This window comes from Paenibacillus sp. MBLB1832, from assembly GCF_032271945.1.
Taxonomy (GTDB): Bacteria; Bacillota; Bacilli; order Paenibacillales; family NBRC-103111; genus Paenibacillus_E; species Paenibacillus_E roseopurpureus.
Map to the genome: position 1 here is coordinate 2,065,792 of NZ_CP130319.1, position 25,115 is coordinate 2,090,906.

The following is a 25,115-nucleotide window of genomic DNA, read 5'->3' on the forward strand; positions in this document are numbered from 1 at the left end:
AAGTGTGATAAGGGAATTATGCTAATCAATAAATTGGAGGCGTGGACATGATTCAATCGAGGGATGCGGAATTTTACAAAGAAAATGGATATTTGTTAGTCAAAGGTGTGTTCAATCAGCAAGAAGTGGCTGAGATGAGAGAAGCTGTAGAGAAAATTATTACTCGCGCAGCCCAATCCAAGTCGGACGGCAATCATGCCTGGCAAGGAGATTTCCTTCCGAAAGAGGAATTGAAGAAGCTGGTGCTGAAAGGATTTCACGATGTACACTATCATGATGCCGCTTTCACGCGAGCTGCTGTTCATTCCCGTATGCGTGAAGTACTCACTCAAATTATTGGGCCTAATGTGCAGCTTCATCACTCGAAAATGCTAGTCAAACCGCCAGAGGTCGGCGCAGCTTTCCCGATGCATCAGGACTATCCGTATTTCCCGCATGAGAAGCATACGATGCTCGCGGCGAGCGTACATTTGGATGATGCCGATGAGCAAAATGGCTGTCTGCGCGTCATTCCGGGTTCGCATCGCGAAGGTACTTTGCCGCACGTTGGAACATATTATTTAAATCATAAACAGTATCCGATTACGGATGGAACCCCGTGCGTGGCTGAAGCTGGTGATGTGCTTTTCTTTAATTACTTAACGATTCACGGATCAGAGCCGAATCGGAGTGTGAGAACGCGGAGAAACGTGCTATTCCAATATCGTGACCCAAGTGATTTCCCGACAGATAACGTCCACTTTGACTGGGGGATGGGTCTGATGGTCGCTGGGGAAAACCCCCACTTCACGAAGGTGAAGCCAGAGTATACGATCAAATAACATTTTTTGAACATAATGGAAAAATAAAAAAGAAGCTGGAGAAACGAGAAATCTCGTTATCCAGCTTTTTTAGATCTGAGTGGGAATGCGCGCGGTTCTCTATAATTCAACTTGAAAGCACTGCCATAAAGTTAACGTTGACGTTAACGTCCAAAAATATTATGATGAATTCATTCAACTGCCAGATCTGTCAGAAGGGAGTGTTTGCGTGAACACATTCAAAATCGATGAGGTTGCTAAGGAATGCGGATTGACCAAACGAACGATTCGTTACTACGAGGAGATCGGCGTTTTGTTCCCTCCTGAGCGCAGCGAAGGCGGTATCCGCTTATATTCGTCGAGGCATATCGAACGATTAAAGCAAATCGTAACCGCACGCGATGTCCTTGGCTTTTCGCTTAACGAAATATTGGATTTCGTCGCGATTCGCGAGAAGATCGGCGAGCAGCGAGATGGGTATCTCCAAACGGAGGAAGCCCAACAAAAGCTGTTGCACTTGCTGGAAGTCAAGGCGATGGTCGATCAGCAATTGAGCATGGTGGATCTGAAGCTTGCCAAAATGAAGGAGTTTCGCAAAGAGATTGAACAGATTCAAACCCGTATTAACAACGAGATTACAAAAATAACCACATAAAGGAGACTTATGAAACATGCAACCCTCAGCTATGAACAAGGCCCAAACGGCCGCACAGACGAAACCACATACCAAGGAAGTTAGTATGTTTAGTCAACCGAAAGCGGTATGGGCGGTCGTCTTCGCCAGTATTATTGCTTTCATGGGTCTTGGTCTTGTTGACCCGATCCTACCTGCCATTGCGAAGAAGCTGCATGCTTCTCATAGCGATGTAACGTTATTATTCACGAGTTACAACGCCGTTATGGCTGTTGCGATGCTGATTACAGGAGTTATCTCATCGCGGCTTGGCATCAAGAAAACACTGCTTGCGGGTATCGTCATCATTGCCATTTTCTCCGCATTGGGCGGTATGTCGAATGGGATTTGGAGCCTTGTATGGCTGCGTGGCGGCTGGGGACTCGGGAATGCGCTATTCGTCGCAACCGCGTTATCCGCGATCGTATCCATGTCCAAAACAGGTGTCGCTAAATCGATTATTTTGTTTGAAGTAGCCGTTGGTTTAGGGATCTCTGTAGGTCCATTGCTTGGTGGAGAGCTTGGTGCCATCTCTTGGAGAGGTCCATTCTTCGGCGTAGCAAGTCTGATGATCATTGCCTTCTTAATGATTCTATTTATTATGCCAAAACCGCAAACTCAAATTCGTAAAACCAAAACTTCCTTGGCTGATCCATTTCGCGCCTTGAAGTTCAAGGCTTTACGTACGTTTGGGATCGCAGCGGCGCTGTATAACTTCGGATTTTTCACATTATTGGTATATGCGGCTTTAGTTTTAGGGAAACTAGGCTTAGATGAACATCAGCTTGGTTATGTATTCTTGGGTTGGGGACTTATGCTGGCATTTACATCCGTGTTTACGGCACCGAAGTTGCAGAAGCGTTATGGTACTTTACCGTCCATGTGTGTGCAATTATTCTTATTTGCAGTTACGTTGTTCGTCATGGCGGAGTGGACGACAGATAAAACCGTCATTATCGTGTGTGTAATTATCGCTGGCGCTTTCCTGGGAAATAATAATACGTTGATCACAACGGCGGTCATGAATGCTGCGCCTGTTGAACGTCCAACTGCATCAGCAGCCTACAGTTTCTTGCGTTTCATCGGCGGGGCAATTGCTCCGTTCTTAGCTGGAAAGTTGGCGGAATGGTTTAACCCGCATATGCCATTTATCGTTGGCGGCAGCTGTGTTGTGTTGGCAGTCATCTACTTATGGATGAATCAGAAGCATTTGAAACACGTGGACGAAGTCGAGAGTGCACATTAGAACATAGGAACGGAGCACGCATCTTGCGTGACTCCGTTTTTTTCATTTTTAAGAGGGACAAACAAATTGTTCAGGAATATGTGAAAAGTGGTGAAGCGTTTCGTTGTGATTGTTCATATAACTTGGAAAAGTTCACTAGGAGGCACCCGTGCAATCGATTAAGATTGCCCAGAGGCGGCAAGCGTTACGATTCCTAGCAATGGCGTTCAAATCAAGGATTCCGCAGGCAATATTTTGCAAGCCCATGGCGGCGGCATTATTAAAGTAGGCACATATTACTACTGGTTTGGAGAGAACAGAAACGGTGATAACTTAGTTGCGTGTTACCGTTCCACAGATCTCAAAACATTGGAATTCCGCAACAATGTGTTGAAGCATTCTTCTGCTGCAGAATTGGCGACAGCGAATATTGAACGGCCGAAAGTCATCTATAATGCGTCAACAGGTCAATTCGTCATGTGGATGCACAAAGAAAACGGGACCGATTACAGTGAAGCAAGAGCAGCGGTTGCCTACTCCTCTACAATTGACGGCGACTAAACGTGGTAAGGGACAGATGGGTTGGGGCGTGGGGCGGCATCGTGAACGATTCGAAACAGCAACAAATCACTCGCTGTCAGCGGCACGGACAAAAATCTCAGCGCAGCACCGATTCAGCAGTTTACCGACACGACAAATCTATATCAGAGATGGCAATTCGTGAGAAAAGCGAATGGCTATTACAGTATCGTGAATAAACAAAGCGGCAAATATATGGATGTGAACGGACAATCTACGGCGGATGGCGCGATCAATATTCAATATGCGAGCAACGGCGGTAAAAACCAAGAATGGTTGCTGGTTGATCTGGGGAATGGATATTATGCGCTGGAGAATCGGAACAGCCGAAAATTCATGGATATTAGCGGAAGCTCCACAGCCGATGGCGGTCAGAGCATCCAATGGACGTGGAATGGCGGGAATAATCAGCAGTGGACGATTAATTAATTGTTAAAGTGAAGAGAGGAGGGGAGCTATCCCTTTCTCTTTTTTTTCCTCGCTTAGCCTCCCAAACCCGCCGTCTCAGTGGCCTGCCTCACATATTTTCTCACCTGTTAACCTCTCGAAAACATGTATATTGAGCCGCACCCAGGTTGTCGGTATGCTTGGAGCATTCAACGGATAGGGGTGTTCAACGATGACACAGGAACAATGGATACAAGACGCCTGGGAACAGGGCGTTCGCAAAGTATTGCACACAAGTATTCGCGTAGGAGCGGAATTCCCGCACGGATCGAACGACGGTCAATTTCAAATGACATCACCGCATTATTGGACTTCAGGCTTCTGGCCAGGTATTTGCTGGCTCATTTACCGCGATCAAAAGAATGACTCCTTACGCCAACTTGCCGAGAGTTGCGAGGAACAGATGGATGCCGTTCTAGCCAACATCCATACACTAGATCATGATATGGGCTTCATGTGGACATTAACGTCGATCACGAACTGGCGCCTCACACAGAATGAGACTTCCAAACGTCGAGCCTTGACGGTCGCAAGCCATCTAGCAGGTCGCCTCAACTTGAAAGGAAGCTTCATTCGGGCATGGAATCATCCTGAACGGGTCGGATGGGCCATCATTGATTGTTTAATGAATTTGCCGCTTCTATATTGGGCTTCGAAGGAGACTGGCGACCCGCGATTCAAGCATATCGCAGAGGCGCACGCGAACATGGCGGCCAAGCATTTCCTTCGCGAGGATGGCTCCGCGTATCACATCGTGTGCTTCGACCCGGAGACAGGCGAGCGGGTCGGCGCTCTTGGCGGCCAAGGCTATGCGGAGAACTCCGCATGGGCTCGCGGATCGGCATGGTCGATCTATGGCTTAGCGCTTAGCTACCGCCATACCGGCCGTGCCGATTTCTTAGCAGGGGCGGAGCGCGCTGCGCAATTCTTCACGTCACACTTACCTGCGGATAAGGTGCCGTACTGGGACTTCCGCCTGCCGACCTTCGAGGCGGCACCGCGAGATACGAGCGCTGCGGCGATTGCGGCATGCGGACTTCTCGATCTGGCAGCGGTATGCGCTGGCGACAAAGCCCTCTTTTATAAGGAACAAGCGTGTGCGATCTTGCAATCCCTAGCGAACAACTACCAGGGGGATGATTCTGAAGAAGCTATCCTCCTATCTGGCACAGGTAACCTGCCGAGTAACCAGAATGTGAACAAGCCGCTCATCTATGGCGATTATTATTATATGGAAGCATTGGCGAAGCTGCAGGGCTACCCTTCCTTCTCCGAAGCAGGCTTGTCTGACGAGGCGTAACCGCATATTTTACAAAGGTATATGGCATGAAAAAAGGTATATCACAACCCGCAAATCCGCTAAGCGCAAGCCTGTTAACTGATCGAAATCATGTATATTGTACGGATGACGGCTGAGCAGGTACGATGAGTTCAAATTACAGAGCAAGGATGTGACATCGATGAGTGAAGCAAACCCGTCTTCAACCTCCGCTATGATTAATCAGAAGGCGAGCCCAGTTAAAACCAAAAGCAATTGGTTAGTTAGGAAGTATGGCAAACGCGTACTTAAACAAAATATTCCTTTGTACATCATGTTTGTGCCCGTCATCCTTTTCTACCTTATATTTAAATACTACCCGATGACGGGGCTTGTCATTGCTTTCAAGAAATACAGCTTTATTAAAGGGATCTGGGGCAGCCCGTGGGCAGGCTTGGATAGCTTCAAAATGATTTTTCAGACTAAGCAGAATTTTAATATCATATGGAACACCTTAAAACTGAGTGGGTTAAGTATCATCATTGGCTTCCCGATTCCTATTATATTAGCGCTTCTGCTCAATGAAGTTAGGAAGTTACAGATTAAAAGGTTGGTACAGACATTAGTGTATCTACCGCATTTTCTCAACTGGGTCATTGTTGGGGGAATCGTGGTGACTGTGTTCTCACAGAGTACAGGTACGCTCAATCATGTGATTGAAAAGATGTTTGGTGAGTCGTATCCCTTCTTATACAAAGAATTCTCATGGATTACCATCTATCTGACATCAGGTGTTTGGAAGGAAGCCGGCTGGAACGCCATTATTTACCTCGCTGCACTTACAGCCATCGATCAAAGTCTCTATGAAGCAGCCAGCATAGATGGTGCTAATAGATGGCAGCAAACGATTCGCATTACACTGCCGGCGATCACGCCAACCATCATTATTTTATTAATTCTGAAAATCGGACATCTCATGGAGCTAGGATTTGATCAAGTGTATGTCCTGCAAAATAATGCCGTCCTTGAAGTCTCTGAGGTCATTAGTACATTTATATACAAAATCGGTATTCAGCAAGCGAATTTCAGTCTTGCGACAGCAATGGGATTGTTCGAATCCTTAGTAGGGTTAATCTTGGTATTATCCGCCAATCGCATTGCACGCCACTTTGGACAAGGCTTATGGTAGGAAGGAGAAGCATATGAAACATACCCAAGGAGAGAAGTTATTTTACAACCTCAACTATATATTTTTATTGATCATTGGTCTCAGTTGTTTGTTACCTATTGTTCATATTTTTGCAATGTCACTTAGTGATAAGCATGCGTTAATGTCGGGAACGGTTAGCTTTTGGCCTGTTGATTTCAGCCTTGATGGCTATAAAGCGCTGTTCAAGGAAAGTCCGATTGTCCAGGATTTTACCAATAGTTTGATTATTACGGTGGTTGGGACATTCTTAAACATGGTGTTCACCATCCTAGCTGCATACCCCTTGTCTAAGCGTTATTTTATCGGACGTAGTTTCTATTCATTCGCCATTATTTTCACCTTGATTTTCTCAGCGGGTCTCATTCCTACCTATTTATTGGTCCAAAAATTGGGGCTCATCAATAGTTACGGCGCTCTGTGGCTGCCTGGCTTGATCACGGTATATAACCTCTTGGTTTTGAGAACCTTTTTCGAAGGATTACCGGAAGAGTTGGAAGAGGCTTCACGTATTGATGGCTGCTCCGAATGGCGCTTGATCATTCAGATCGTGTTGCCATTGTCATTACCGGTTCTAGCAGCGTTAACCTTATTTTATGGAGTCGGCCACTGGAACGCCTTCGTGAATGTACTGATTTATATCAATGATTCCAGCAAGCTGAATTTAGCGGTACTCGTGCAACAAATGATTCAGAATCAAAGTTTGCTGCAGGAGCTGACGAATACACAGCCTGAATTAGCAGCAGCGATTACGCCAGAGGGTGTTAAAGCGGCAGGGATCATTGTGATTACATTACCGATGTTGATCGTGTATCCGTTTCTACAACGCTTTTTCGTCAAAGGTGTCTTAATTGGTGCTGTAAAAGGATAATGGTAATTCCTTAAAGGAGGTGATGCGAAGCGCTAAAACATGGTAGTCTAAGTTTACATGTACATGAATTAATCGGGGTATCGTATCTAAAAATTGCACGTACATAACTTGAGGGGTGACTTATTCATATGAAGAAAATCAGCACATTGAAAGCAGCATCAGTTACATTAGCTTTGGCAATCTCAAGCACGACGCTACTTGCGGCTTGTGCATCGGATAAAAAGGATAGTGCAACAACGACGCCAAGCACAGCGAGCACGACTGCGGCAAGTGCGACACCAGCAGGACCTAAACCAAAAATTACGGTTTCTATTTATGATCGTAACAATGTACCTGAAGGTGAAGGAACCATTACGAATAACCGCTGGACAAAGTGGATTAATGAGAATGCGCCTGTTCAAGTTGAGTTTATCCCTGTTCCACGTACGAACTCTTCGGAGAAGTGGAATGTCCTGTTCGCTTCAGGCCAAGCTCCTGACTTAGTTATGGAATTCTCGAATCCTTATATGAAGGACTTGGCAGCCAAAGGGCAAATTATTCCGCTTGATGATGCGATTGCGAAGTATTCCACGAATTACAAAAAAGTGATTGCTGGCAATGAGTCCTTACAAAAATTAACGAGATTTAATGGGAAAACGTACTTTATGGGTCGTACTTTGCCATTCACAGCCAACCATTATGTGATGATTCGCCAGGATTGGTTAGATAAATTGAAGCTTCCAGTGCCAAAAACAACAGAGGAATATCTCCAAGTTGCTAAAGCCTTCACGGAGCAAGATCCTGACGGTAATGGCAAGAAAGATACACTCGGTTCAACTTTCTATGATGTGGATGCTTTCTTCCAACTATATCAAGCAAGTGATGAGACATTGCCTATGATCACGTCCTATCATCTGATCAATGATCAATATGTGCGGACATGGGATCGTCCAAAGGCAGATTTAGCATTTAGAAAGAGTTTGTATGATGCTGGGGTTGTAGATAAAGATACGTTCACAGATAAAAATGGTGCGAAAGCGCAACAGGATTGGGTAAACGGCAAGCTTGGCATTTATGGTTCTGATGTGATAGAAGGAATTAAAGGATACGATGTTTACAGTGCGCTAATCAAAAATAATCCAGACGCGAAAGTGACGGTTATACCGCTTCCGAAGTCTGAATTCGGGCAATTCTCACCTGCTGGTGCGGTGCCGATGCAATTTACAACGGCCATTAATGCTACAGCGAAGAACGTTGAAGCTGTTATGAAATATGTCGATTGGCTGATGCAACCTGAGGTTCAAACGACATTGATGTACGGTTTTGAAGGCGTTCATTATAAAATGGTAGACGGTTGTCCAAAACCAATCGATACGGAGAAAAACAAGAAAGAATTAAATTGGAATGGTGATTTCCAAATGATGTCTCAGACAGGCACGATGGGGAAATGTGTAGAGTATACGAACACCTTGGATCCCTCGAAGCCGATTGATAAAGCGTATATGGATTTAGTCAAGCAAGCTAGAGCTGCTTACATCACACCGGATCGTCCTACAACGTCTGAAGTCGTGCTTCCAGTAACATTGACGGAAGATCTAACAGTCATCAAAAACACGTTGAAGAATACGCTAACGAATATTTATACGAAAGCTGTTGTCAGCGGATCAAGTTATACGGTTGAACAAGCAATGAAAGATGCACAAGATGCTTGGGATAAAGGCGGCGGTAAGAAAGTCGATGACTTCTTGACAAAGGCCTATACGGATAACAAAAAAGACGTTATTTTCACGAAAGATTATTATAAATTGTTGACGAAATAACATCGTTCTGATCTGACTCTCCCTATCTCTTCCAGCCTCTTCCAGTGTTGCATACGCGGAGGAGGCTTTTTCACCCTGTTACCAGATGTATGTTAACTCGGCGAAAGGTTGTATATTGCTCGATGCCAGCAACACGATTAGAATATGAATATAGATTTTTCATTGCAGATAAGGGAGAGGGCTCATCTTGAGAAGAAATTGGTTCCGTCGCTTGCTACTTTCCTATGTACCTGTGCTTATTCTAATTGTGTGCTTATTTGTATTTATCGGGGTTGTGCAGCTCAATGACTTATCACGGAAAGAAGCCCTGAAATCGAGTAACGTATATGTTCAAAATATTCAAAACAGCATCGATATGTCGCTGAACTCCATCGAAATGATGATGCTGGAGACGATTACGCGGAATATGAAATTAACGACTTTCGCGGGCATGCAAAGCGATTCGGTCTTTCTGATCGAGCTCTCACAATTGCTCCAGAATTTGACGGCTACTCATCCATGGATTGACTCCGCTTATTTGTATAGGGCAGGGGATGGAACCGTTATTAGTGATAAAACCAAATTGAATATTGAGCAGTTTGGTGATCGGACTTTCATTGAAAGCCATTTAAACCATCCCGAGTTGGCTTCATGGAGTCTGCCTCGTGCATATCGAACGGTGAAAGATGGGAATTCAGAGGGCACGGTCATTTCCATGGCTAAAGGCGTCCCTTTGCAGAGTAAAGGCATTGCTATGCTCGTCATTAATGTGAAAGTGGGCGCGATTCAAGAGTTTCTAAGCAAATATGGCACATCAGAGGTCAATCAGATTGCGCTTTATGATAGTGAAGGCAAAAAACTGTTTGAACAACCAGGAAAACCATCCAAGTCTAATGACATTACGTTAATTTCAATGTATACCGGATGGACAATTGCGAGTTCCCTCAAGCAAGAGGAACTTGGCGATATTTTTAGCTATATGCGAAGTGGTTGGTTTATTGTCGGGTTCCTTGGCTTATTGTTAGGTATCGGTTGGATCGTCTATATTTCACGTAAAAACTACAAGCCGATCGAAACGATTATGTCTCGGATCGAGAAATACAATCAGGCGCATAAAGAGCGTCCCATTCAGGGCCCGACCGGGGATGAACTTAGTTATATCGATTATACGTTAAGCAGTATCATTGAGGTCAGCCGTGAATATCAGAATCAGAGTCAGGTGAATGACCAATATCGACGGATTCAGTTATTCCATGAGTTGGTGGACGGAAGCCGGCGGATTGATGACGCGGAGTGGAAGAGTGAATTGCAGGAGCTGGGGATGAAGCAGTTCGGCAGCGCTTCGGTCAGCATTGTTGAAATCGATAAGTATATTGAATTCATTAGCGGCCATTCCCGCCAGGATCAGGGGTTATTTAAATATATTTTGAAAAAGGTGATCGAAGAGACATCCGAAGCGAACGGTTTGCACATTTGGCACGAGTGGGCTACGAATCATCGGCTATGTCTGATCGTGCTCAAAGAACAAGATGACATTCAGACGAAGTCCGTGCTGTTGGGGCTCATGGAACAGGTGCGTCAATGGATGCAGGAAAATTTGAAACTGACGGTGACGATCGGTCTGGGGGTTACGGTCACGGATGTGAATGCGATATCTCATTCGTATGAATCGGCGGCGAGGGCATTGGATTACAAATCCGCACTTGGCAGCAATCGGATCATCGGGCACTGGGAGATCGAGCTATTATCGCATGACGACCTGTACGTTTACTTGCAGTATGTTCGGACCATTGCGCAAGCTTTCCGCGTCGGCAATGAGGGGTGGCGGGAGCAGCTTCAGCTGCTTTTTGAAGGATTGCGCAGATTATTACTCCCTAAAGAGGAGATTAGCGGTATTCTAAGCTACATGAACTACTATTTCTATAGAGAAATGATGGAGTTGCCGCCCGAATATCAAGACCTCTGGAACAAGGAGTTCCGAACTCCGTGGGATGAGAATATGGATGCGCTCGAAACGTTGGATGAGCTGGAGTCTTTCTATTCCGAGAGCTTAACCTCCTGTGCGAGAAAAATGGAAGCCATACGTGCCAGCAAAGGCAATCACGGTGTGGTGCAAAAGGTCCGAGATTATCTGGAGGCGAATTTCAATGATCCCGACCTCTCTTTAACGAGCCTCAGTGATCAATTTAACATGAATTCATCGAGTTTAAGTACGTTATTCAAAGAGGAATTTGGTGAGAAGTTCGTTGTTTATCTCTGCCAAATCCGCATGGAGCGTGCGAAGGAATTGCTGCGCTCGACTTCGTTACCGATTCAAGACATCTCAGAGAAGGTCGGGTACCTGCATCAAATGTCCTTCATTCGGGCATTCAAGAAAATGATCGGTACGACGCCTGGGGATTATCGGAAAGTGCATAGTGAGTGATGGAAGACAGAGCCTTGGGACAGTAACTCTTTGGGGGGGCTGTCTTTTTTTGTCTGGTTTGCAGGAATATTATGGGATTGATTGAATAAAGGAGAGGGGCATTGAAACCTGATATAGAAAGCTGTGTTGGAATTGTGGATCAATAGATGGAAGAGAACGATACGAGAGAGTAAAGGAGAATATTTTGAAACCATTTATTAGGCAATATTTATTACTTATTCTTGCAGGTAGTATTATCTCAATAGGGATTGTAATTAGTGCAATTTCTATAATTAAAGATAATCCAATTAGTGGGCGAAATTTCATACCTGTAAATGCCAAAACAGCTGTTGAGCTTGTACCTGGGAAGTATACAATTTTCTATGAATACAATCAATCAACGAAACAGTTTGGTCCATTGACAATTACAAGTAACAATAAGAATGTAAAACTTACGGATTGGCTTCAAATTTCGGTCAAGAATCATGGGAATGAATTAAGTTTGAAAGGTGATTCATCACTAAGTTATTCAATTAATCAGAATGTTGGAGAGTCGATTATTAGCTTCAAAGTGGATCGTCAAGATCAATATGAAATATCGATTAACACTAAAGATTTTAGTGATATTGATGCACTAAGGTTCACATTAATTGCAGATTTCACGGAGAGGATTTTTTCCGTATTTAAGAATTTTGCAATATATATGCTAATTTCAATACCGTTCGTGCTTCCTGGATTCTGGATATATATAAGAGAGGAAAAGAAAAAAAGTAGAAGTGGCTTTTGAATGGTGAGTTCACTTATTGCAAAAACACCAAAAACAACAGAGGAGAATGAAAATGCAATTAGAACCAAACAAGTTGGAATTTGAAATGAAGAATATTTCAGGATCTACGTTCAAGAAAGTGAATGCACAAGAGCTAGATTTTGATAATGTAAACCTATCTAAAACGAAGGTAAACAACGCTAATTTGAGTGAAATGGCACTAAATAATGTAAATGCGTCTGGATGGAGACTTACAGATATTAATTTATCTCAGTCATGTATTCAGAATGCAAATATGAGTGATATGAAAATTGAACATATTCATTTAATGGGCACTGAATTTTCAAATATTATACTTCCTGTAGAAGGGGACGGGAATTATAATCCTGAAGGGGACTATCGACCGATTCTATTTAAGAATTGTAACTTGACCAATATGGAGATTATAGATTGTGACATTACGGGCTTAAAGATAAACGGCATTTTAATAGAAGAACTATTGAAGAAGCTGTAAGAGAAGCGGAATATTACTTGGAATATGATGAAAATTTGTCACGAGAATAGTTAACGGACTTGACCAAGTTCAAACACTAACGCAATAATTAGAGTTGATGTTAAATTGGGTTTTCAGGAGGGATTATGTTGAAATTACAACTTTTTCACGCACTATGGGGAATGACGGGAACACTCAGCGAGAAGCTGTACCGTGCCAAGGATCATGGTTATGCTGGCATTGAAGCGCCTCTTCCAAGTCAAGAGGAACGTAGTGAGTTTATTGAGCTGATAGACCAGCTTCAGCTTTCTTTTATTCCTCAGATTTTCACAGCTGCAGGCCGACACGAAGAATCGTTTCAAGAGCAAGTCGAGCAAGCCAAGACGTATCGGCCCCTTTTCATAAATGCCCATAGTGGTAAAGACTATATGTCTGAGGAGGAGCAAGCGCGCTTTTTCGAATTTGCACTGCGAGTGGAGAAGGAAGCAGGTATTCAAGTTGCACACGAAACGCACCGCGGGCGCATTCTGTTTACACCTAAGGCAACTGCTAGAAACCTTCTCTTGTTTCCCGAACTGAAAGTAACGGCAGATTTCAGTCATTTTACGTGTGTCTGCGAATCCCTGCTTCAAGATCAGCAAGAGGAGCTTACCTTGATTAAGAGCCGTGCCCTGCATGTGCATGGCAGAGTTGGTTTTGAAGAAGGGCCTCAGGTACCGCATCCAGCAGCACCAGAATTTGCGAGATATTTGGAGCAGTTCGAGCAATGGTGGGATGACATACTGAACAATCCCCTCATTGCTTCGCAGCCGAATGCGACTTTTACGCCAGAGTTCGGGCCTCCAGGCTATATGCCGACTATTCCGTTTACTCAGCAGCCGATCGCAGATTTGTTTCAGGTTAATCACTGGATCGGTGAACGCATACGGACGAAATATACGATTTAATTTCAAGAGAGCCTGTCCTATGTGACAAGGCTTTTTTTATATGGGTGTGCTCACAAAATCATCTTAATTTTGTACCAGGATGCATGAGAATTGTCCTTCCTACTTGCTTTCCTAATCCATTAAGCTAAGTTTAATGCTTGACTAGATTCATGACCTGGGAGGAATCTGTAATGAAACTTAGCTATAATAACCCGGCAAAAGCATGGACGGAGGCGCTTCCGATAGGCAATAGCCGTCTCGGTGCAATGGTATTTGGGGGCGTGGAGAACGAACAGCTCCAGCTCAATGAGGAAACACTTTGGTCAGGCGCGCCGAAAAATGAAAACAATCCCAACGCGCTCAGCATCCTCCCGCGTGTTCGCGAACTGCTGAAAGAGGGAGAGTTCGTTGAGGCCGACCGCTTGTCCAAACAAATGATGGGGCCATACACCCAGTCCTATTTGCCTTTAGGACATCTATGCTTGCAAATGGATCATGGAAAAATCCATAAAGATTATAACCGATGCCTCGATTTGCAAGAGGGTGTGGCTGGGGTGACGTACCGTATTGGTAACGTTACTTATACACGTGAAATGTTCATTTCGCATCCGGATCAGGTGCTAGTCGTCTCGCTTCGCGCAAGTGAACCTGGCATGTTGAACTTGCATGCGCATCTAAATAGCCCGTTGCGGTTTCGAACGGCTGTTGAGGAGTCCAGCTTGTTATTGAAGGGCTACGCTCCTGAACATGTAGATCCAAGTTATTACGAAACGAGTCATCCGATCGTGTATGGAGACCCGAAAACGACGAAGGCGATGACGTTCGAGGTGCGCTTAGCTGCGCAGCTGGAAGGCGGGACATGTGTCGTAGATGCAGACGGCATGCATATTCGAGAGGCAATTGCGGTTACGCTCTTTGTTAGCGCAGCAACGAGCTACTCGCCGACACAGGATCGCATAGATCCAGGTGCAAAGGCACGAGAAGTACTGGCAAGTGCGATGCAGCACTCGTATGTTGATCTGCGAGAGCGGCATGTAGCGGATTATCAGCGTTTGTACAATCGCGTAGAGCTGCAGCTTGGTGATATCGAAACTACATCGGCAAATGAATCCCTGCCGACAGATCAACGCATCGTTTCCCTGGGAGCGAAGGATGCGGGGCTTGTACAGCTGCTTTTCCAATATGGACGATATCTGATGATCACGAGCTCCAGGCCTGGTTCGTTGCCAGCGAACTTACAGGGTATTTGGAATCAGGAAACACGGCCGCCTTGGAGTTCCAACTGGACATTAAACATTAATGCGCAGATGAATTATTGGCCTGTGGAGGTCAGTAACTTGGCGGAATGCCATGAGCCATTGTTCGATCTGATCGAACGGTTGTCCCATAACGGACAAGATACCGCGCGTATTCACTATGGTGCCAACGGCTGGACAGCCCATCATAACACCGATATTTGGGCGCAGACGGCGCCTGTCGGTAATTATGGGCATGGCGATCCCGTTTGGGCGCTGTGGCCGCTCGGCGGGGTATGGCTTTCACAACATCTATGGGAGCATTATGCGTTTGGTTTAGATCAGAACTTCTTGCGTGAACGCGCCTATCCAATTATGAAGGGGGCAGCGTTGTTTGCCTTGGATTGGCTCATCGAGGATGAGCAGGGGACACTTGTCACTTCGCCATCCACATCGCCAGAACACAAATTCATTGTAGATGGCGCCAAAGTCGGCGTCAGCATCGCATCCACGATGGATATGGCGTTAATTTGGGACTTATTTTCAAATTGTATCGAGGCTTCAACGCTCTTAGAGCTGGATGAGGACTTCCGAGGTCAACTCGTGGAGGCGCGTGCTCGGTTGTTCCCGATGCAAATTGGCCAATATGGTCAACTGCAGGAGTGGTCGCAGGACTTCGAGGATGAGGATATCCACCACCGTCATGTTTCGCATTTATTCGGTGTCTACCCAGGACGCCAGCTAACGGCGAAGGGGACGCCTGAACTGTTCGATGCGGCTAGGCAATCGTTAGAACGCCGTGGAGATGGCGGAACAGGGTGGAGCCTTGGTTGGAAAATCTCGCTCTGGGCACGTTTCGGCGATGGCAATCGCGCCTTGGGGCTTATTACGAATCTATTAAAGCTCGTTGACAATGAGCAGGAAAACTACCACGTTGGCGGTGTGTACGCCAATCTGTTTGATGCGCATCCTCCTTTCCAAATTGATGGAAATTTCGCCGTGACGGCAGGCATTGTGGAAATGTTGATGCAGTCATATCAGGGCTATATCGAGCTGCTCCCTGCATTGCCAAATGCGTGGCCATCAGGCAGCGTAAAGGGACTTCGTGCTAGAGGCGGGTTCGAGGTAAATCTGCGCTGGGAGAACCGTGAGATGGTGGAGGCGGAAATTGTGTCCAAGCAGGGGGGATTGTGCCGCCTATACGCGAGCAAACCACTGCGTGTTGTGGATGCCAATGGAAATGAGGTACCGTGCGTGAGTGAGCAGGATATTATGCAGTTCCAGACTGTGAAAAATATGACGTATCGCATTACGTATCAGTAATTGTGAAATGAGTCTCCCCGATTTGGGGAGGCTCATTTTTTGTGTCATGTGATAGGCCAGCCGAAAGGATAATCACATGCCGCTCGCTTCGCTAACGATATCGAGCAATCAACCGCTCCACGCGCATTTCGAGGGGAATCTGCTAGGTGGAGCTGTCGTAATTGAAGCGCATGGATCTAGGGCGGAGACCTCTTCCTGGCAAGCGCATACGCCTTATCGCCCGCTTTCGCAAGGTCGTGACGCAGAACTGGTTAAGCTAAAGGCGGTGCCTTACTATTTATGGGGCAATCGAGGTGTGGGTGAGATGGCCGTTTGGATCCGCCACACTTAACCAATCCACCAGTAAATCGGTATAAATAAAATCGAGGTGATAATGCCCGCAGCGCCCATGGCGAAGCCGCTCATACTGCCTTCGATTTCGGAATCCTTAATCAACCGAGCGGTTCCGATGCCATGCGCAGCGGTTCCAATGGCGATGCCGATCGGTAACGCATTGCGAAACCCAAGCCAGAATAGCAGTTTTCTGCCAATCATGCTTCCGCACAGACCGGTCAGCACCGTCAGCACGGCTGTCAGTTCTGGCAGCCCACCAAGTCGGCTGGAGATCTCGATCGCGATGGGCGAGCTGACCGATTTCGGCAGCATGCTGAGCAGAATCTCGCGGCTGCCGCCGAGTAAGCCTATCAGCGCAGCGGCGCCAGCGATGCCCGCGAGCGAACCAAACGTGACGGCAATCAAGATGCCCGTCAGCTGCTTTCGAATCAGGCCCGCGTGCTTGTACAGCGGGACGCCGAGGGCAACGGTTGCGGGTCCAAGCAACAGGGTAAGGTAATCAGCGCCTGCCTTGTAGGCAGAGTAAGGAATTCGAAAGCTGAGCAGCAGGCAAATAATAAAGCATGAGCATACGAAAAGCGGATGCAGCCATGACCAGCGCTTATGAATCAGCTGTGCAGCGGAATAGGCAGCGACGCTTAGCGTAATACCAAACATGGGGTTCGCGACCCAAGAAGGAACGCTCATACGCTCACTCCTTTCTGTGGAGGCGCTTTATCCATGCCTGCATTCGTTTCTTTACGCTGCAATGTCTTCGTAATCCAACCCGTCACAATCAGCACGACCATCGTGCTTCCAACGACGCCAACGCCAATGGATAGCCAGTTTGCCCCTATCAACGGGAAGAACGCCATCGTTCCCACAACGAAAGGGAGAAAGAAGAGCATCATATTGCCCGTGAACCAATTGGCTGTCGTTTCGACCCATTCTAGCTTTATGATTTTCGCAAATAACGCGATCGTGAACAGAATAAGTCCGATGACATTGCCTGGTAAAGGTAGATGCAGACTCGTCTGAAGCCCAATCCCAATCAGGTTAAAAATCAATAAAATGGCGAGTCCTAGCATAAGGTCCTCCTCTATGTGGCGTTTCTCGAACGATGATTGACGATAAATAAGAGTCCGAACGAGATCAGAATGATGGATCCTGTCCAATACCATGCCATGGACGGATTCCCCGATTCAACGGCAATATAAATGGCGGTCGGCAGTGTCTGCGTTTTGTGCGGAATATTGCCCGCAATCATAAGTGTTGCGCCAAATTCCCCCAGCCCTCTGGCGAAACCTAGAATATAAGCGCCCATGACGGACCGCCACGCCAGCGGCAACGTAATGTAGCGGAGCACTTGCCACTCCGAGGCGCCAAGCGATCTCCCCGCATCTTCCAAGTCGCGACTAACGAGCGCAAATCCCGTTTTCATGGTTTGATAAACCAAGGGAAAAGCAACCACGATCGAGGCGATCACAGCTGCTCCCCAAGTGAAAATGATGGATTGGTGGAAGAGATGCTCCATCACAGAACCGATCCAGCTCCTTTTACCAAGCAGAACAAGCAGAATGAACCCGACGACCGTCGGAGGAAGCACTAGAGGGAGGATAAAGGCCGTTTCGAGCCAAAGTTTCCCTCGAAATGTGCGCCGAGTCATCCGCCATGCGGTGAATCCGCCTAGGACCAGAACGATTAGGCTTGAGCATATGGCAACTTTTATTGAAAGCAAGATTGGAGCAGTGAATTCAGTCCAGTTCATGGGTGACATCCTTATTGGGGAATCGTAAATCCGTATTTCACGAACACATCTTGTGCATCTTTACTTTGCAAATAGGTGAAAAAGTCCAGCGTTTCTTTGCTATGCTTCGTCGCTTTAACAATTCCAGCAGGGTATTGAATTGGCGTGTACGTTTTCGGATCAACGCTGAACGCGACCTTCACACTTTTGGAAGTCAGCGCATCCGTCTTATAGACGAAACCTGCTTCGGCATTGCCAGATTCCACATAAGTCAGGACTTGGCGAACATCTTTGCCTTGCACGATTTTGGCTTGCAGCGTATCCCATAGTTTCACGTTCGTTAATGCTTCCTTGGCATAACTTCCCGCAGGAACCGTTTGCGGCTCACCAACAGCAAGGTGCTTAATCGCATCGTTGTTCAGATCCTCTGCTTTTTGCACGCTGACTTTGCCATCAGCTGGCACGACAGCGACGAGTTCGTTCACTAACAAGTTTTTTTGTTGGGCAGAATCAATCAACTGCTTATCTACTAAAGCTTTCATATTTTTGGTTGCTGCGCTAAAAAATAAGTCCGCAGGTGCACCTTGCTCGATTTGTTGCTGCAACGCGCCGGAAGCACCGAAGTTAAAATTAATTTTAATCGATTTGTTCTTATTTTCATAGTTAGTTTGAATCTCTTTCAAAGCATCCGTTAAACTTGCAGCGGCTGAAATCGTTAATTCGATCTTCTCAGCAGACGTTTCTGCTTTTGCACATCCTGTAATCACCAATGCAGCTAAAACGAAATATGACAAATGATAACTAATCTTGCTTAAACGAAACATGTACTTCCCTCCGATTTGTGAAAACTATCTATTTGATTATAAATCAATATAACAAATTATTTTCGATTATATCTAAACCTGTTGGCGTTAATTGGCGAGCCAAATGCAAAGGAGCTAAGCAGATATAGGCTGCTTAGCTCCTTTATTATTGAGATCATATAGCCGCAGGGGTTAAGGCCGAATTCGTGTGCGACGCGGAACCGCGCGGCAGACGGCTGCAATCAATATACATCGGATAAACACCTTCGTGTACGGAAGGAGGAACGATAGTCGTAACAACCTGAGCGGGTAGCTCCTGCAAGGAGGGAGTGTTCTGTCTGAGGCGCTTACTCTTCTCAAAAATATCGATCATGAGATAGTACATAATACTAATGCTGAGAAAACCTAATCCGCAGATTTGCAAGTTTTGCATCATCCTAGTACGCCTCCTATGAATCATTTTTCATAGAATAACGCAGTTCGTTTGCGATGTCGCTCGAATGACGGTGTCGTATTCTGGTAGTTCTTGACAATATAAATGAGAATTATTATCAATTTTATTTTGAGAAAAGTGCTGTGCAGGTGGCAGAGGGTTACCTTTTTTACAAGCAAAAAAGCGCACCCCTATCGGGTGCGCCCGTACTGCTTGCCGCTTTTGAGCATGCGTTGATACAAGGAGCGATTGCTCATATGCTTCAAAGGGTAGAATTGAGGCCGTGTATTCACTTCAAGAATCCATGGCCTCCCATGGTGATCTAACGCCACGTCCAGTCCCAATTCACGGAACCCCTTATAGTTGCGGTCAAAATTCTTCCCAACCTCGACGCCTAGCCAATTGAGGCTTCGTTCCTTCTGTCTGCTGCGGGCTACGGAATATCCTGCCCCTTGTAGCGTGTGATGGAAATACCCGACTGTCCCGCCTTGGTTATAATTCGTCGCCACTTTACCAAGCTTGCCGATTTTGGCGAAAAGGGCAGTGCTAATCCATTTCCCTGCATTCGATTTCTGCACCATAACACGAATGTCGAACGGTCTTCCGCGTGTTTTGGCAAGGGAAATGCCCTTCTGCAGTAAGAAAGAGCGTCCTCTCGCGAAGGAGACGAGATATCGATGAAGCTGATCAACCGATTTGTGAAAGGATCGTTTTCTATTTAATTGGGTGTGATAACCACCGCTGCCTGATTTCTTCGTGATTTTAATAATATGGTTACCGCCGGAACCGCCCGTTGGCTTGAAGAAAACAGTAGAATAGGAAGCCAGCATAGTGTTTAAATGACTTCTCGTAAAAAGCAGGGTACGGGGGACGTAACGGCGTAAATTGGGTTGCTTCAGCAGCCATTTGGTTTTCCGCCATTTGCTTCTAATAGAATGGCTTTTATACTTTGCGGCCATAGGGAGATCACCTCTTTTTGACAGCGTATGCGGGTGTGCACCTGCTTGTCTGTGTGTTTACCTATGGCCGTGTAAGATGGGTTAGGATTTTAGCTGCGCATTCCCATCGAATTACCTTATGCTTGAAGCGACCGACTGTAAATCGCCCAGAAGGCAAGTCAAAATCAGGCGGGGATGATTTGGTAAAGGAAATGAGCGACTTGTACGCGGCGGCTAAGAAATAGGGAAAACATTCGCTTTCCGATACGCATTCGGCGTAATGCCTTTCGCCTGTTTAAATACGCGGAAAAAGGTTTGCGCCGACTGAAAACCCGCCTCCAGCGCCAGATCAGCTACACTCATATCGGAAGAAAGCAACAGGGAGCAGGCATGGCGCAGTCTTATTTCATGCAGTAACTCCAAGTATGATTTCCCAACGCTCCGACGGATGGTGGATGCCAACAAGGTTGTGCTGATATGGAAATGGTTGGCTGCATCTTCGAGCGAAATTTCTTCTCGGTACGCTTGATGCAGGTACAACAGTATTTTGCTTGCGAGCGGATCGGTGTTCTCGGGCCGCAGCTGTGAAGGCTGTGCAGAGCTGGTGCGTTCACGTTCCAAATGAATTAACAATTCCAGCATTTTCGACTTCAGCATCGTATGTTTATAAGGATTGTGACGATTGAATTCTACGAGCAGATCACCTAGTAGTGATTCTACTTTGCGGTGGGCTGTTGGTGCGAGCTTCAACACATAAGGTTCTGTGGAATCCGTGGCTAGCAAGGAATCGACAATCGCCCGTTCTTGATTCGTAGGTGAGGCCAGCAAGAGTTCGAGTCCGAACATGCAATTGAACAGCACCAGGGGCGTGGACCCTGTGGAATGAATTTCATGAAATTGATAAGGCATAATGACGGTCACCGTGCCTGGTGTCATCGGATGCGACATTCCGTTAATCGTCTCAACGCCATCTCCGCTCAGGACGAGTGATATTTCCATCACATCATGGCGGTGTAAAGGAAAATGATGATGAATCGTATTGCGTGTCACCACTAATGGAATGTCAGACGCAAGAATCGGAAAGAAGGAGGCGTCATAGGTTTGTGGGTACGTCATCACAGGTCCCTCTTTTCGAAATGAGATTCATTGTTGCCAAAATGAGAGTAAATCGAGTCGTCCTTATTTTATCATATTTCTTAAAGGGAGTGTGATTTGATATGAAACGATTAGACTTACATCAAGGTTGGCAAATGAAGGATACGGCCCAGGAAGCGTGGCTGCCTGCGGTCGTACCAGGTTCTGTCGCATCGGATTTATTACGTGCGGGTGCGATGGTAGATCCTTATTTTCGAAATCAGCAATATGAAGCATTTGAAGTGTTTCGCCGCGATTATGAATATGTGAAGCAATTTGCATTAGATGAAGAGATGTTGCAGCACGCCAATCTGGAATTAATCTGCGAAGGATTGGATACGCTTGCAGAGATTTATGTGAACGGCTGCTTGTTGGCAGAAACCCGCAATATGCATCGTACGTATGCTTTTAATTTGCGAGCGCTAGCCCATGCTGGCGAAAATGAGCTTCGCATTGTTTTTCGCTCACCTGTAACGTTTGTTGAGAATAAGCAGAAGGAAAGCTTTCTATGGGCGGCCAATGACGATTATGTCGTACAAGGCTATCCGCATTTGCGGAAAGCGCACCATATGTTTGGTTGGGACTGGGGCCCAAAAGTGCCAGATAGCGGGATTTGGCGTGATATTTATGTCTGCGCGTATGACAGCCGTATCGCGGATGTTTCGTTTACGCAGGAACATGTGGCTGATCAGCCTGTTGTTGTGCAGGCTAATGTGACGATTGAACGTGGTCAGGATGCAGGTTTGTCGCTCGAGCTAGTGCTAGTGTCACCAACAGGCGCAGAGGTCGCTGCTGAAACGATCGCTGTCACACAGGACAAGGAGCAAGTGCGTTTCAACGTAGCGAATCCACAGCTATGGTGGCCGAATGGCTTGGGTGAGCAGCCGCTTTATGAAGTGCGAGTGAAGCTCACGGGAGGTCGTGAGGCGCAATCCGCCATTGATTCGCGCGAGTACCGCATCGGCCTTCGCACCTTGATGGTGAAGCGAGAACCTGATCAATGGGGAGAAACGTTCGAATTCGAAATCAATGGTCATTCCATTTTTACGATGGGAGCCAATTACATTCCCGAAGATAACATTCGTGATCGGCAGAGTCGGGCACGCACGGAGAAATTGATTAAGGACTGTGTGAGCGCCAACTTCAATTGCATTCGTGTGTGGGGCGGCGGCTTCTATCCCGACGATTATTTCTTTGATTTGTGCGACGAGTATGGGCTTATCGTGTGGCAAGATCATTTATTCGCTTGCGCGGAGTATGAAATGACAGCGGAGTTCACAGCCGAAATCAGAGCTGAGGTCGCAGACAATGTGCGCCGTATCCGTCATCATGCCAGCCTAGGCATCTGGTGTGGAAATAACGAAATGGAATGGGCTTGGGTGGAGTGGGATTTCCCGAAGCGCAGCAAATTAAAAACGGATTACATCAAACAATTTGAAATAGTTATTCCAGAAGTAACGCAAGCGCATGATGCAGAGACGTTCTATTGGTTGGCTTCGCCTTCCTCTGGCGGCGGGTTCGATGATCCGAACGCTTCAGAGCGCGGTGACGTGCATTACTGGCAGGTGTGGCATGGGAATAAGCCATTCACCGAATATCGCAAGCATTATTTCCGCTTCTGCTCGGAATTCGGGTATCAATCGTTCCCGTCCTTGAAAACAATTAAAGCGGTGACGAACCCAGAAGATCGTAATATTTTCTCAGCGGTGATGGAGGGTCATCAGAAAAACGCAGGCGGCAATAGTAAAATTTTGAGCGGAATCAGTGAAAATTTCTTGTATCCGAAAGATTTCGATTCCTTGTTGTACGTTTCTCAACTGCTGCAAGCGGAAGCGATGCGTTACGGGGTCGAGCACTGGCGCCGCAATCGCGGAAGATGCATGGGCTCTGTGTATTGGCAGCTGAATGATTGCTGGCCTGTCGCTTCATGGTCAAGCCTTGACTACTTTGGCCGTTGGAAAGCGCTGCATTATGCGGCGAAGCGGTTCTATGCGCCACTCATCGTGTCCGCGGAAGAGACGGGAACACGGGTGAAGCTGACGGTGACGAATGATACCTTAGCATTGGCTTCTGGACATGTAGAATGGCGTTTAAGAGAAGTGGATGGGACGATAATTCGGTCAGGAGTTATTGACACGGAAGTTGAGCCGTTATCTGCAAGCTGTTGTGCTGAGTTTGACTTTGCTGAAGATATTCGGGGCCGCGAGGATCGGGCGTATCTTGAGTATGCTTGGGGTACGAACGAGGGCATCGTGAGCGAAGGGTATGTGCTGTTCGTGAAGCCGAAACACTTGGCGCTGCAAGCGCAGCCAGGACTGCGAGTTTCCATTCAGGATGTGGGGGAAGATTTCAATTTACTCATTGAAGCGGATTCCTTAGCCTTGTTCGTTGAGCTTGATTTCCAAGCGCTGGATGCGCAATTTAGCAATAATTACTTCCATGTTTCCGCTGGTCAGCCGAAACGTATCGTGCTTCATAAGTCGAATCTTTCTTCGGCTGCGACGCTTGAAGAACTGAAGCAGCAAGTGAAGATTCGGAGTTTGGTAGACTCATTTTAACAGATTCGTCAGCCACTGTGGCCTCCAAGGAACTATGCCTTGGAGGCTTTTCGTGCAACTAAATCCGTAGCCGCACGTCTAATACATATTATGGAAAAAGTATGGGGCCAGGCGCCAGGGAGGTATGTGAAATGGATTTATACTTTCGCGATAACTTTTTTAATGCGGGTGTGACAGAGATTTTGAATGAGCGGGAGGATCAGGTCGGCCATTTGGATTTAAAGAGCTTATTTGGTTCCGCGCTTGATGTGTTTGGACCGCAGGGCAAGCTGGTCTGCAGCGGTGAGTTTCCATTTTTATCAGGCAAATGGGTAGTGAGTGGTGCTGGCGGAGAAGAGCTCGGCGTGCTGCGAAGTCGAATGGCGTTTTTCTCCAAGAAATACACGTATGAAACGGATCGACGTGGGAGCTACGAGATTGTTTCTCCCGCATTTTCAAGCGAATATGAAATCCTGGACGAATCTGAGAATCAGGTGGCCATGTTCGAGAAAGTAAATGGCTTCTTTGCCTCGGGTGCGTTTCGTTTGAACAATCAAAGTGAGATGTTGGATACCTACGAGCTTGTTGCCGTCATTATGGGTGTGAACGCGATCCAGAAAAGGCAACGCTCGGCGGCTACCTAAAATGTAAGGAGTATGGCGAAGGCAAGCGCGACTCGGCGCTGAGCCTCCCGAAATGGCCGCCTCAGCGGCGATCGGACTAGTTCAACGCTGGATTTTCCAGCGTCAGGTGGGTGGGCTTGGGGGAACACGCACACCGAAGCTGGTTAATCCAGCCTCAGCTGTAGGATGCGGGGAAGCCGACTCGTTCAACGCTGGAAATTCCAGCGTCAGGTGGGTGGGCTAGGTGGAACGCGCATACCGACGCTGGATAATCCAGCTTCAGCTACAGGATGCTGAGAATACGACTCGTTTAACGCTGGAAATTCCAGCGTCAGGCATGATGGGCTAGGTGCAACGCGCATACCGACGCTGGATAATCCAGCCTCAGGTGGGTGGGCTTGGTGGACACGCACACTGAATGGGCGTCTCAGTCGACAAACCACCCCAACTCAGCACGACTCGGCGCTGAGCCTCCCGAAATCGCCGTCTCAGCGGCTTCTTCGCCGCCAAGTCCAACTGAGCCTCACTTTTTTCAAAAAAAGGGTTTACCTTTCGCTCGGAATTTGATACTATTATCGCAATATTCAAATGCAACGAAGAGAA

At 46.7% G+C, this 25,115-nt stretch carries 26 protein-coding genes and 1 other annotated feature (1 of these 27 running past the window's edge); of the genes, 19 read left to right on the forward strand and 7 right to left on the reverse strand.

Annotated features, from left to right (window positions below; genetic code table 11):
- The first annotated feature begins 47 nt into the window (after positions 1 to 47).
- The 15 genes from MJB10_RS08900 to MJB10_RS08970 all read left to right on the forward strand — a co-directional run bounded on the left by MJB10_RS08900 (position 48) and on the right by MJB10_RS08970 (position 16,316).
- Positions 48 to 821 carry a phytanoyl-CoA dioxygenase family protein gene (locus tag MJB10_RS08900; protein ID WP_314803671.1) on the forward strand — a complete coding sequence of 258 codons (774 nt, stop codon included), beginning with the start codon at positions 48 to 50 and terminating at the stop codon, positions 819 to 821.
- Between the two features lie 208 nt (positions 822 to 1,029).
- The gene (locus MJB10_RS08905; protein ID WP_314803673.1) at positions 1,030 to 1,455 is read left to right on the forward strand and encodes a MerR family transcriptional regulator; all 426 of its coding nucleotides are present in this window, start codon (positions 1,030 to 1,032) and stop codon (positions 1,453 to 1,455) included.
- 16 nt (positions 1,456 to 1,471) lie between these two features.
- Positions 1,472 to 2,719: an MFS transporter gene (locus MJB10_RS08910; protein ID WP_397386583.1), complete on the forward strand. Its 1,248-nt coding sequence runs from the start codon at positions 1,472 to 1,474 to the stop codon at positions 2,717 to 2,719.
- 234 nt (positions 2,720 to 2,953) lie between these two features.
- The gene (locus MJB10_RS08915) at positions 2,954 to 3,259 is read left to right on the forward strand and encodes a glycoside hydrolase family protein (RefSeq protein WP_314803675.1); all 306 of its coding nucleotides are present in this window, start codon (positions 2,954 to 2,956) and stop codon (positions 3,257 to 3,259) included.
- A gap of 48 nt (positions 3,260 to 3,307) precedes the next feature.
- The gene (locus MJB10_RS08920; RefSeq protein WP_314805539.1) at positions 3,308 to 3,706 is read left to right on the forward strand and encodes an RICIN domain-containing protein; all 399 of its coding nucleotides are present in this window, start codon (positions 3,308 to 3,310) and stop codon (positions 3,704 to 3,706) included.
- Between the two features lie 190 nt (positions 3,707 to 3,896).
- Complete coding sequence (locus tag MJB10_RS08925; protein WP_314803677.1) at positions 3,897 to 5,024, forward strand: glycoside hydrolase family 88 protein; 1,128 nt, start codon at positions 3,897 to 3,899, stop codon at positions 5,022 to 5,024.
- Positions 5,025 to 5,184: 160 nt separating this feature from the next.
- Complete coding sequence (locus MJB10_RS08930; protein ID WP_397386584.1) at positions 5,185 to 6,171, forward strand: ABC transporter permease; 987 nt, start codon at positions 5,185 to 5,187, stop codon at positions 6,169 to 6,171.
- Between the two features lie 13 nt (positions 6,172 to 6,184).
- A complete protein-coding gene (locus MJB10_RS08935) occupies positions 6,185 to 7,060 on the forward strand; it encodes a carbohydrate ABC transporter permease (protein ID WP_314803679.1) in 876 nt (291 codons plus the stop codon).
- Between the two features lie 128 nt (positions 7,061 to 7,188).
- Entirely contained in the window at positions 7,189 to 8,859 is a 1,671-nt protein-coding gene (locus MJB10_RS08940; RefSeq protein ID WP_314803683.1) for an extracellular solute-binding protein, read from the forward strand.
- 187 nt (positions 8,860 to 9,046) lie between these two features.
- The gene (locus MJB10_RS08945; RefSeq protein ID WP_314803686.1) at positions 9,047 to 11,263 is read left to right on the forward strand and encodes a helix-turn-helix domain-containing protein; all 2,217 of its coding nucleotides are present in this window, start codon (positions 9,047 to 9,049) and stop codon (positions 11,261 to 11,263) included.
- A 184-nt stretch (positions 11,264 to 11,447) separates the two neighbouring features.
- Entirely contained in the window at positions 11,448 to 12,029 is a 582-nt protein-coding gene (locus MJB10_RS08950) for a hypothetical protein (RefSeq protein ID WP_314803689.1), read from the forward strand.
- A gap of 52 nt (positions 12,030 to 12,081) precedes the next feature.
- Positions 12,082 to 12,522, forward strand: coding sequence for a pentapeptide repeat-containing protein (locus tag MJB10_RS08955; RefSeq protein ID WP_314803692.1), 441 nt, complete (start codon positions 12,082 to 12,084; stop codon positions 12,520 to 12,522).
- Positions 12,523 to 12,647: 125 nt separating this feature from the next.
- Positions 12,648 to 13,448, forward strand: a complete 801-nt coding sequence (locus MJB10_RS08960) for a sugar phosphate isomerase/epimerase family protein (protein WP_314803695.1) — start codon at positions 12,648 to 12,650, stop codon at positions 13,446 to 13,448.
- A gap of 170 nt (positions 13,449 to 13,618) precedes the next feature.
- Entirely contained in the window at positions 13,619 to 15,985 is a 2,367-nt protein-coding gene (locus MJB10_RS08965) for a glycoside hydrolase family 95 protein (RefSeq protein ID WP_314803698.1), read from the forward strand.
- Between the two features lie 76 nt (positions 15,986 to 16,061).
- Positions 16,062 to 16,316 carry a hypothetical protein gene (locus MJB10_RS08970; RefSeq protein WP_314803702.1) on the forward strand — a complete coding sequence of 85 codons (255 nt, stop codon included), beginning with the start codon at positions 16,062 to 16,064 and terminating at the stop codon, positions 16,314 to 16,316.
- On the opposite strand, the gene MJB10_RS08975 is transcribed toward MJB10_RS08970, so the two are convergent.
- The 6 genes from MJB10_RS08975 to MJB10_RS09000 all read right to left on the reverse strand — a co-directional run bounded on the left by MJB10_RS08975 (position 16,313) and on the right by MJB10_RS09000 (position 20,239).
- Positions 16,313 to 17,005 carry an LrgB family protein gene (locus tag MJB10_RS08975; protein WP_314803705.1) on the reverse strand — a complete coding sequence of 231 codons (693 nt, stop codon included), beginning with the start codon at positions 17,003 to 17,005 and terminating at the stop codon, positions 16,313 to 16,315. The two genes, MJB10_RS08970 and MJB10_RS08975, sit on opposite strands and share 4 nt — an antisense overlap.
- Positions 17,002 to 17,385 carry a CidA/LrgA family protein gene (locus tag MJB10_RS08980; RefSeq protein WP_314803708.1) on the reverse strand — a complete coding sequence of 128 codons (384 nt, stop codon included), beginning with the start codon at positions 17,383 to 17,385 and terminating at the stop codon, positions 17,002 to 17,004. Before MJB10_RS08980 ends, MJB10_RS08975 begins: the two co-directional genes overlap by 4 nt.
- Positions 17,386 to 17,396: 11 nt before the next feature.
- Positions 17,397 to 18,074: a molybdate ABC transporter permease subunit gene (modB, locus tag MJB10_RS08985; protein WP_314803711.1), complete on the reverse strand. Its 678-nt coding sequence runs from the start codon at positions 18,072 to 18,074 to the stop codon at positions 17,397 to 17,399.
- 2 nt (positions 18,075 to 18,076) lie between these two features.
- The gene (gene modA / locus MJB10_RS08990) at positions 18,077 to 18,868 is read right to left on the reverse strand and encodes a molybdate ABC transporter substrate-binding protein (protein ID WP_314803715.1); all 792 of its coding nucleotides are present in this window, start codon (positions 18,866 to 18,868) and stop codon (positions 18,077 to 18,079) included.
- Between the two features lie 154 nt (positions 18,869 to 19,022).
- Positions 19,023 to 19,283: a hypothetical protein gene (locus MJB10_RS08995; protein WP_314803717.1), complete on the reverse strand. Its 261-nt coding sequence runs from the start codon at positions 19,281 to 19,283 to the stop codon at positions 19,023 to 19,025.
- Between the two features lie 188 nt (positions 19,284 to 19,471).
- Positions 19,472 to 20,239, reverse strand: a complete 768-nt coding sequence (locus MJB10_RS09000; protein WP_314803719.1) for a YheC/YheD family protein — start codon at positions 20,237 to 20,239, stop codon at positions 19,472 to 19,474.
- 17 nt (positions 20,240 to 20,256) lie between these two features.
- Here MJB10_RS09000 and MJB10_RS09005 point away from each other — a divergent pair, with 17 nt between their 5' ends.
- The gene (locus tag MJB10_RS09005) at positions 20,257 to 20,463 is read left to right on the forward strand and encodes a hypothetical protein (protein WP_314803721.1); all 207 of its coding nucleotides are present in this window, start codon (positions 20,257 to 20,259) and stop codon (positions 20,461 to 20,463) included.
- Here the strand turns inward: MJB10_RS09005 and MJB10_RS09010 are convergent.
- On the reverse strand, positions 20,453 to 21,334 hold the full coding sequence (locus MJB10_RS09010; RefSeq protein WP_314803724.1) for a helix-turn-helix transcriptional regulator: 882 nt from the start codon (positions 21,332 to 21,334) through the stop codon (positions 20,453 to 20,455). The genes MJB10_RS09005 and MJB10_RS09010 overlap by 11 nt on opposite strands.
- Positions 21,335 to 21,435: 101 nt before the next feature.
- Between MJB10_RS09010 and MJB10_RS09015 the strand changes: the two genes are divergently transcribed.
- The 3 genes from MJB10_RS09015 (at position 21,436) to MJB10_RS09025 (ending at position 24,756) form a co-directional block, all read left to right on the forward strand.
- A complete protein-coding gene (locus MJB10_RS09015) occupies positions 21,436 to 23,910 on the forward strand; it encodes a beta-mannosidase (protein WP_314803726.1) in 2,475 nt (824 codons plus the stop codon).
- 131 nt (positions 23,911 to 24,041) lie between these two features.
- Positions 24,042 to 24,533 (forward strand): hypothetical protein, encoded by a 492-nt coding sequence (locus MJB10_RS09020; protein ID WP_314803729.1) that lies wholly within the window; start codon positions 24,042 to 24,044, stop codon positions 24,531 to 24,533.
- Between the two features lie 52 nt (positions 24,534 to 24,585).
- On the forward strand, positions 24,586 to 24,756 hold the full coding sequence (locus MJB10_RS09025) for a hypothetical protein (RefSeq protein ID WP_314803732.1): 171 nt from the start codon (positions 24,586 to 24,588) through the stop codon (positions 24,754 to 24,756).
- A 340-nt stretch (positions 24,757 to 25,096) separates the two neighbouring features.
- Positions 25,097 to 25,115 (forward strand) — a binding site (T-box leader); it runs 244 nt beyond the window's last position.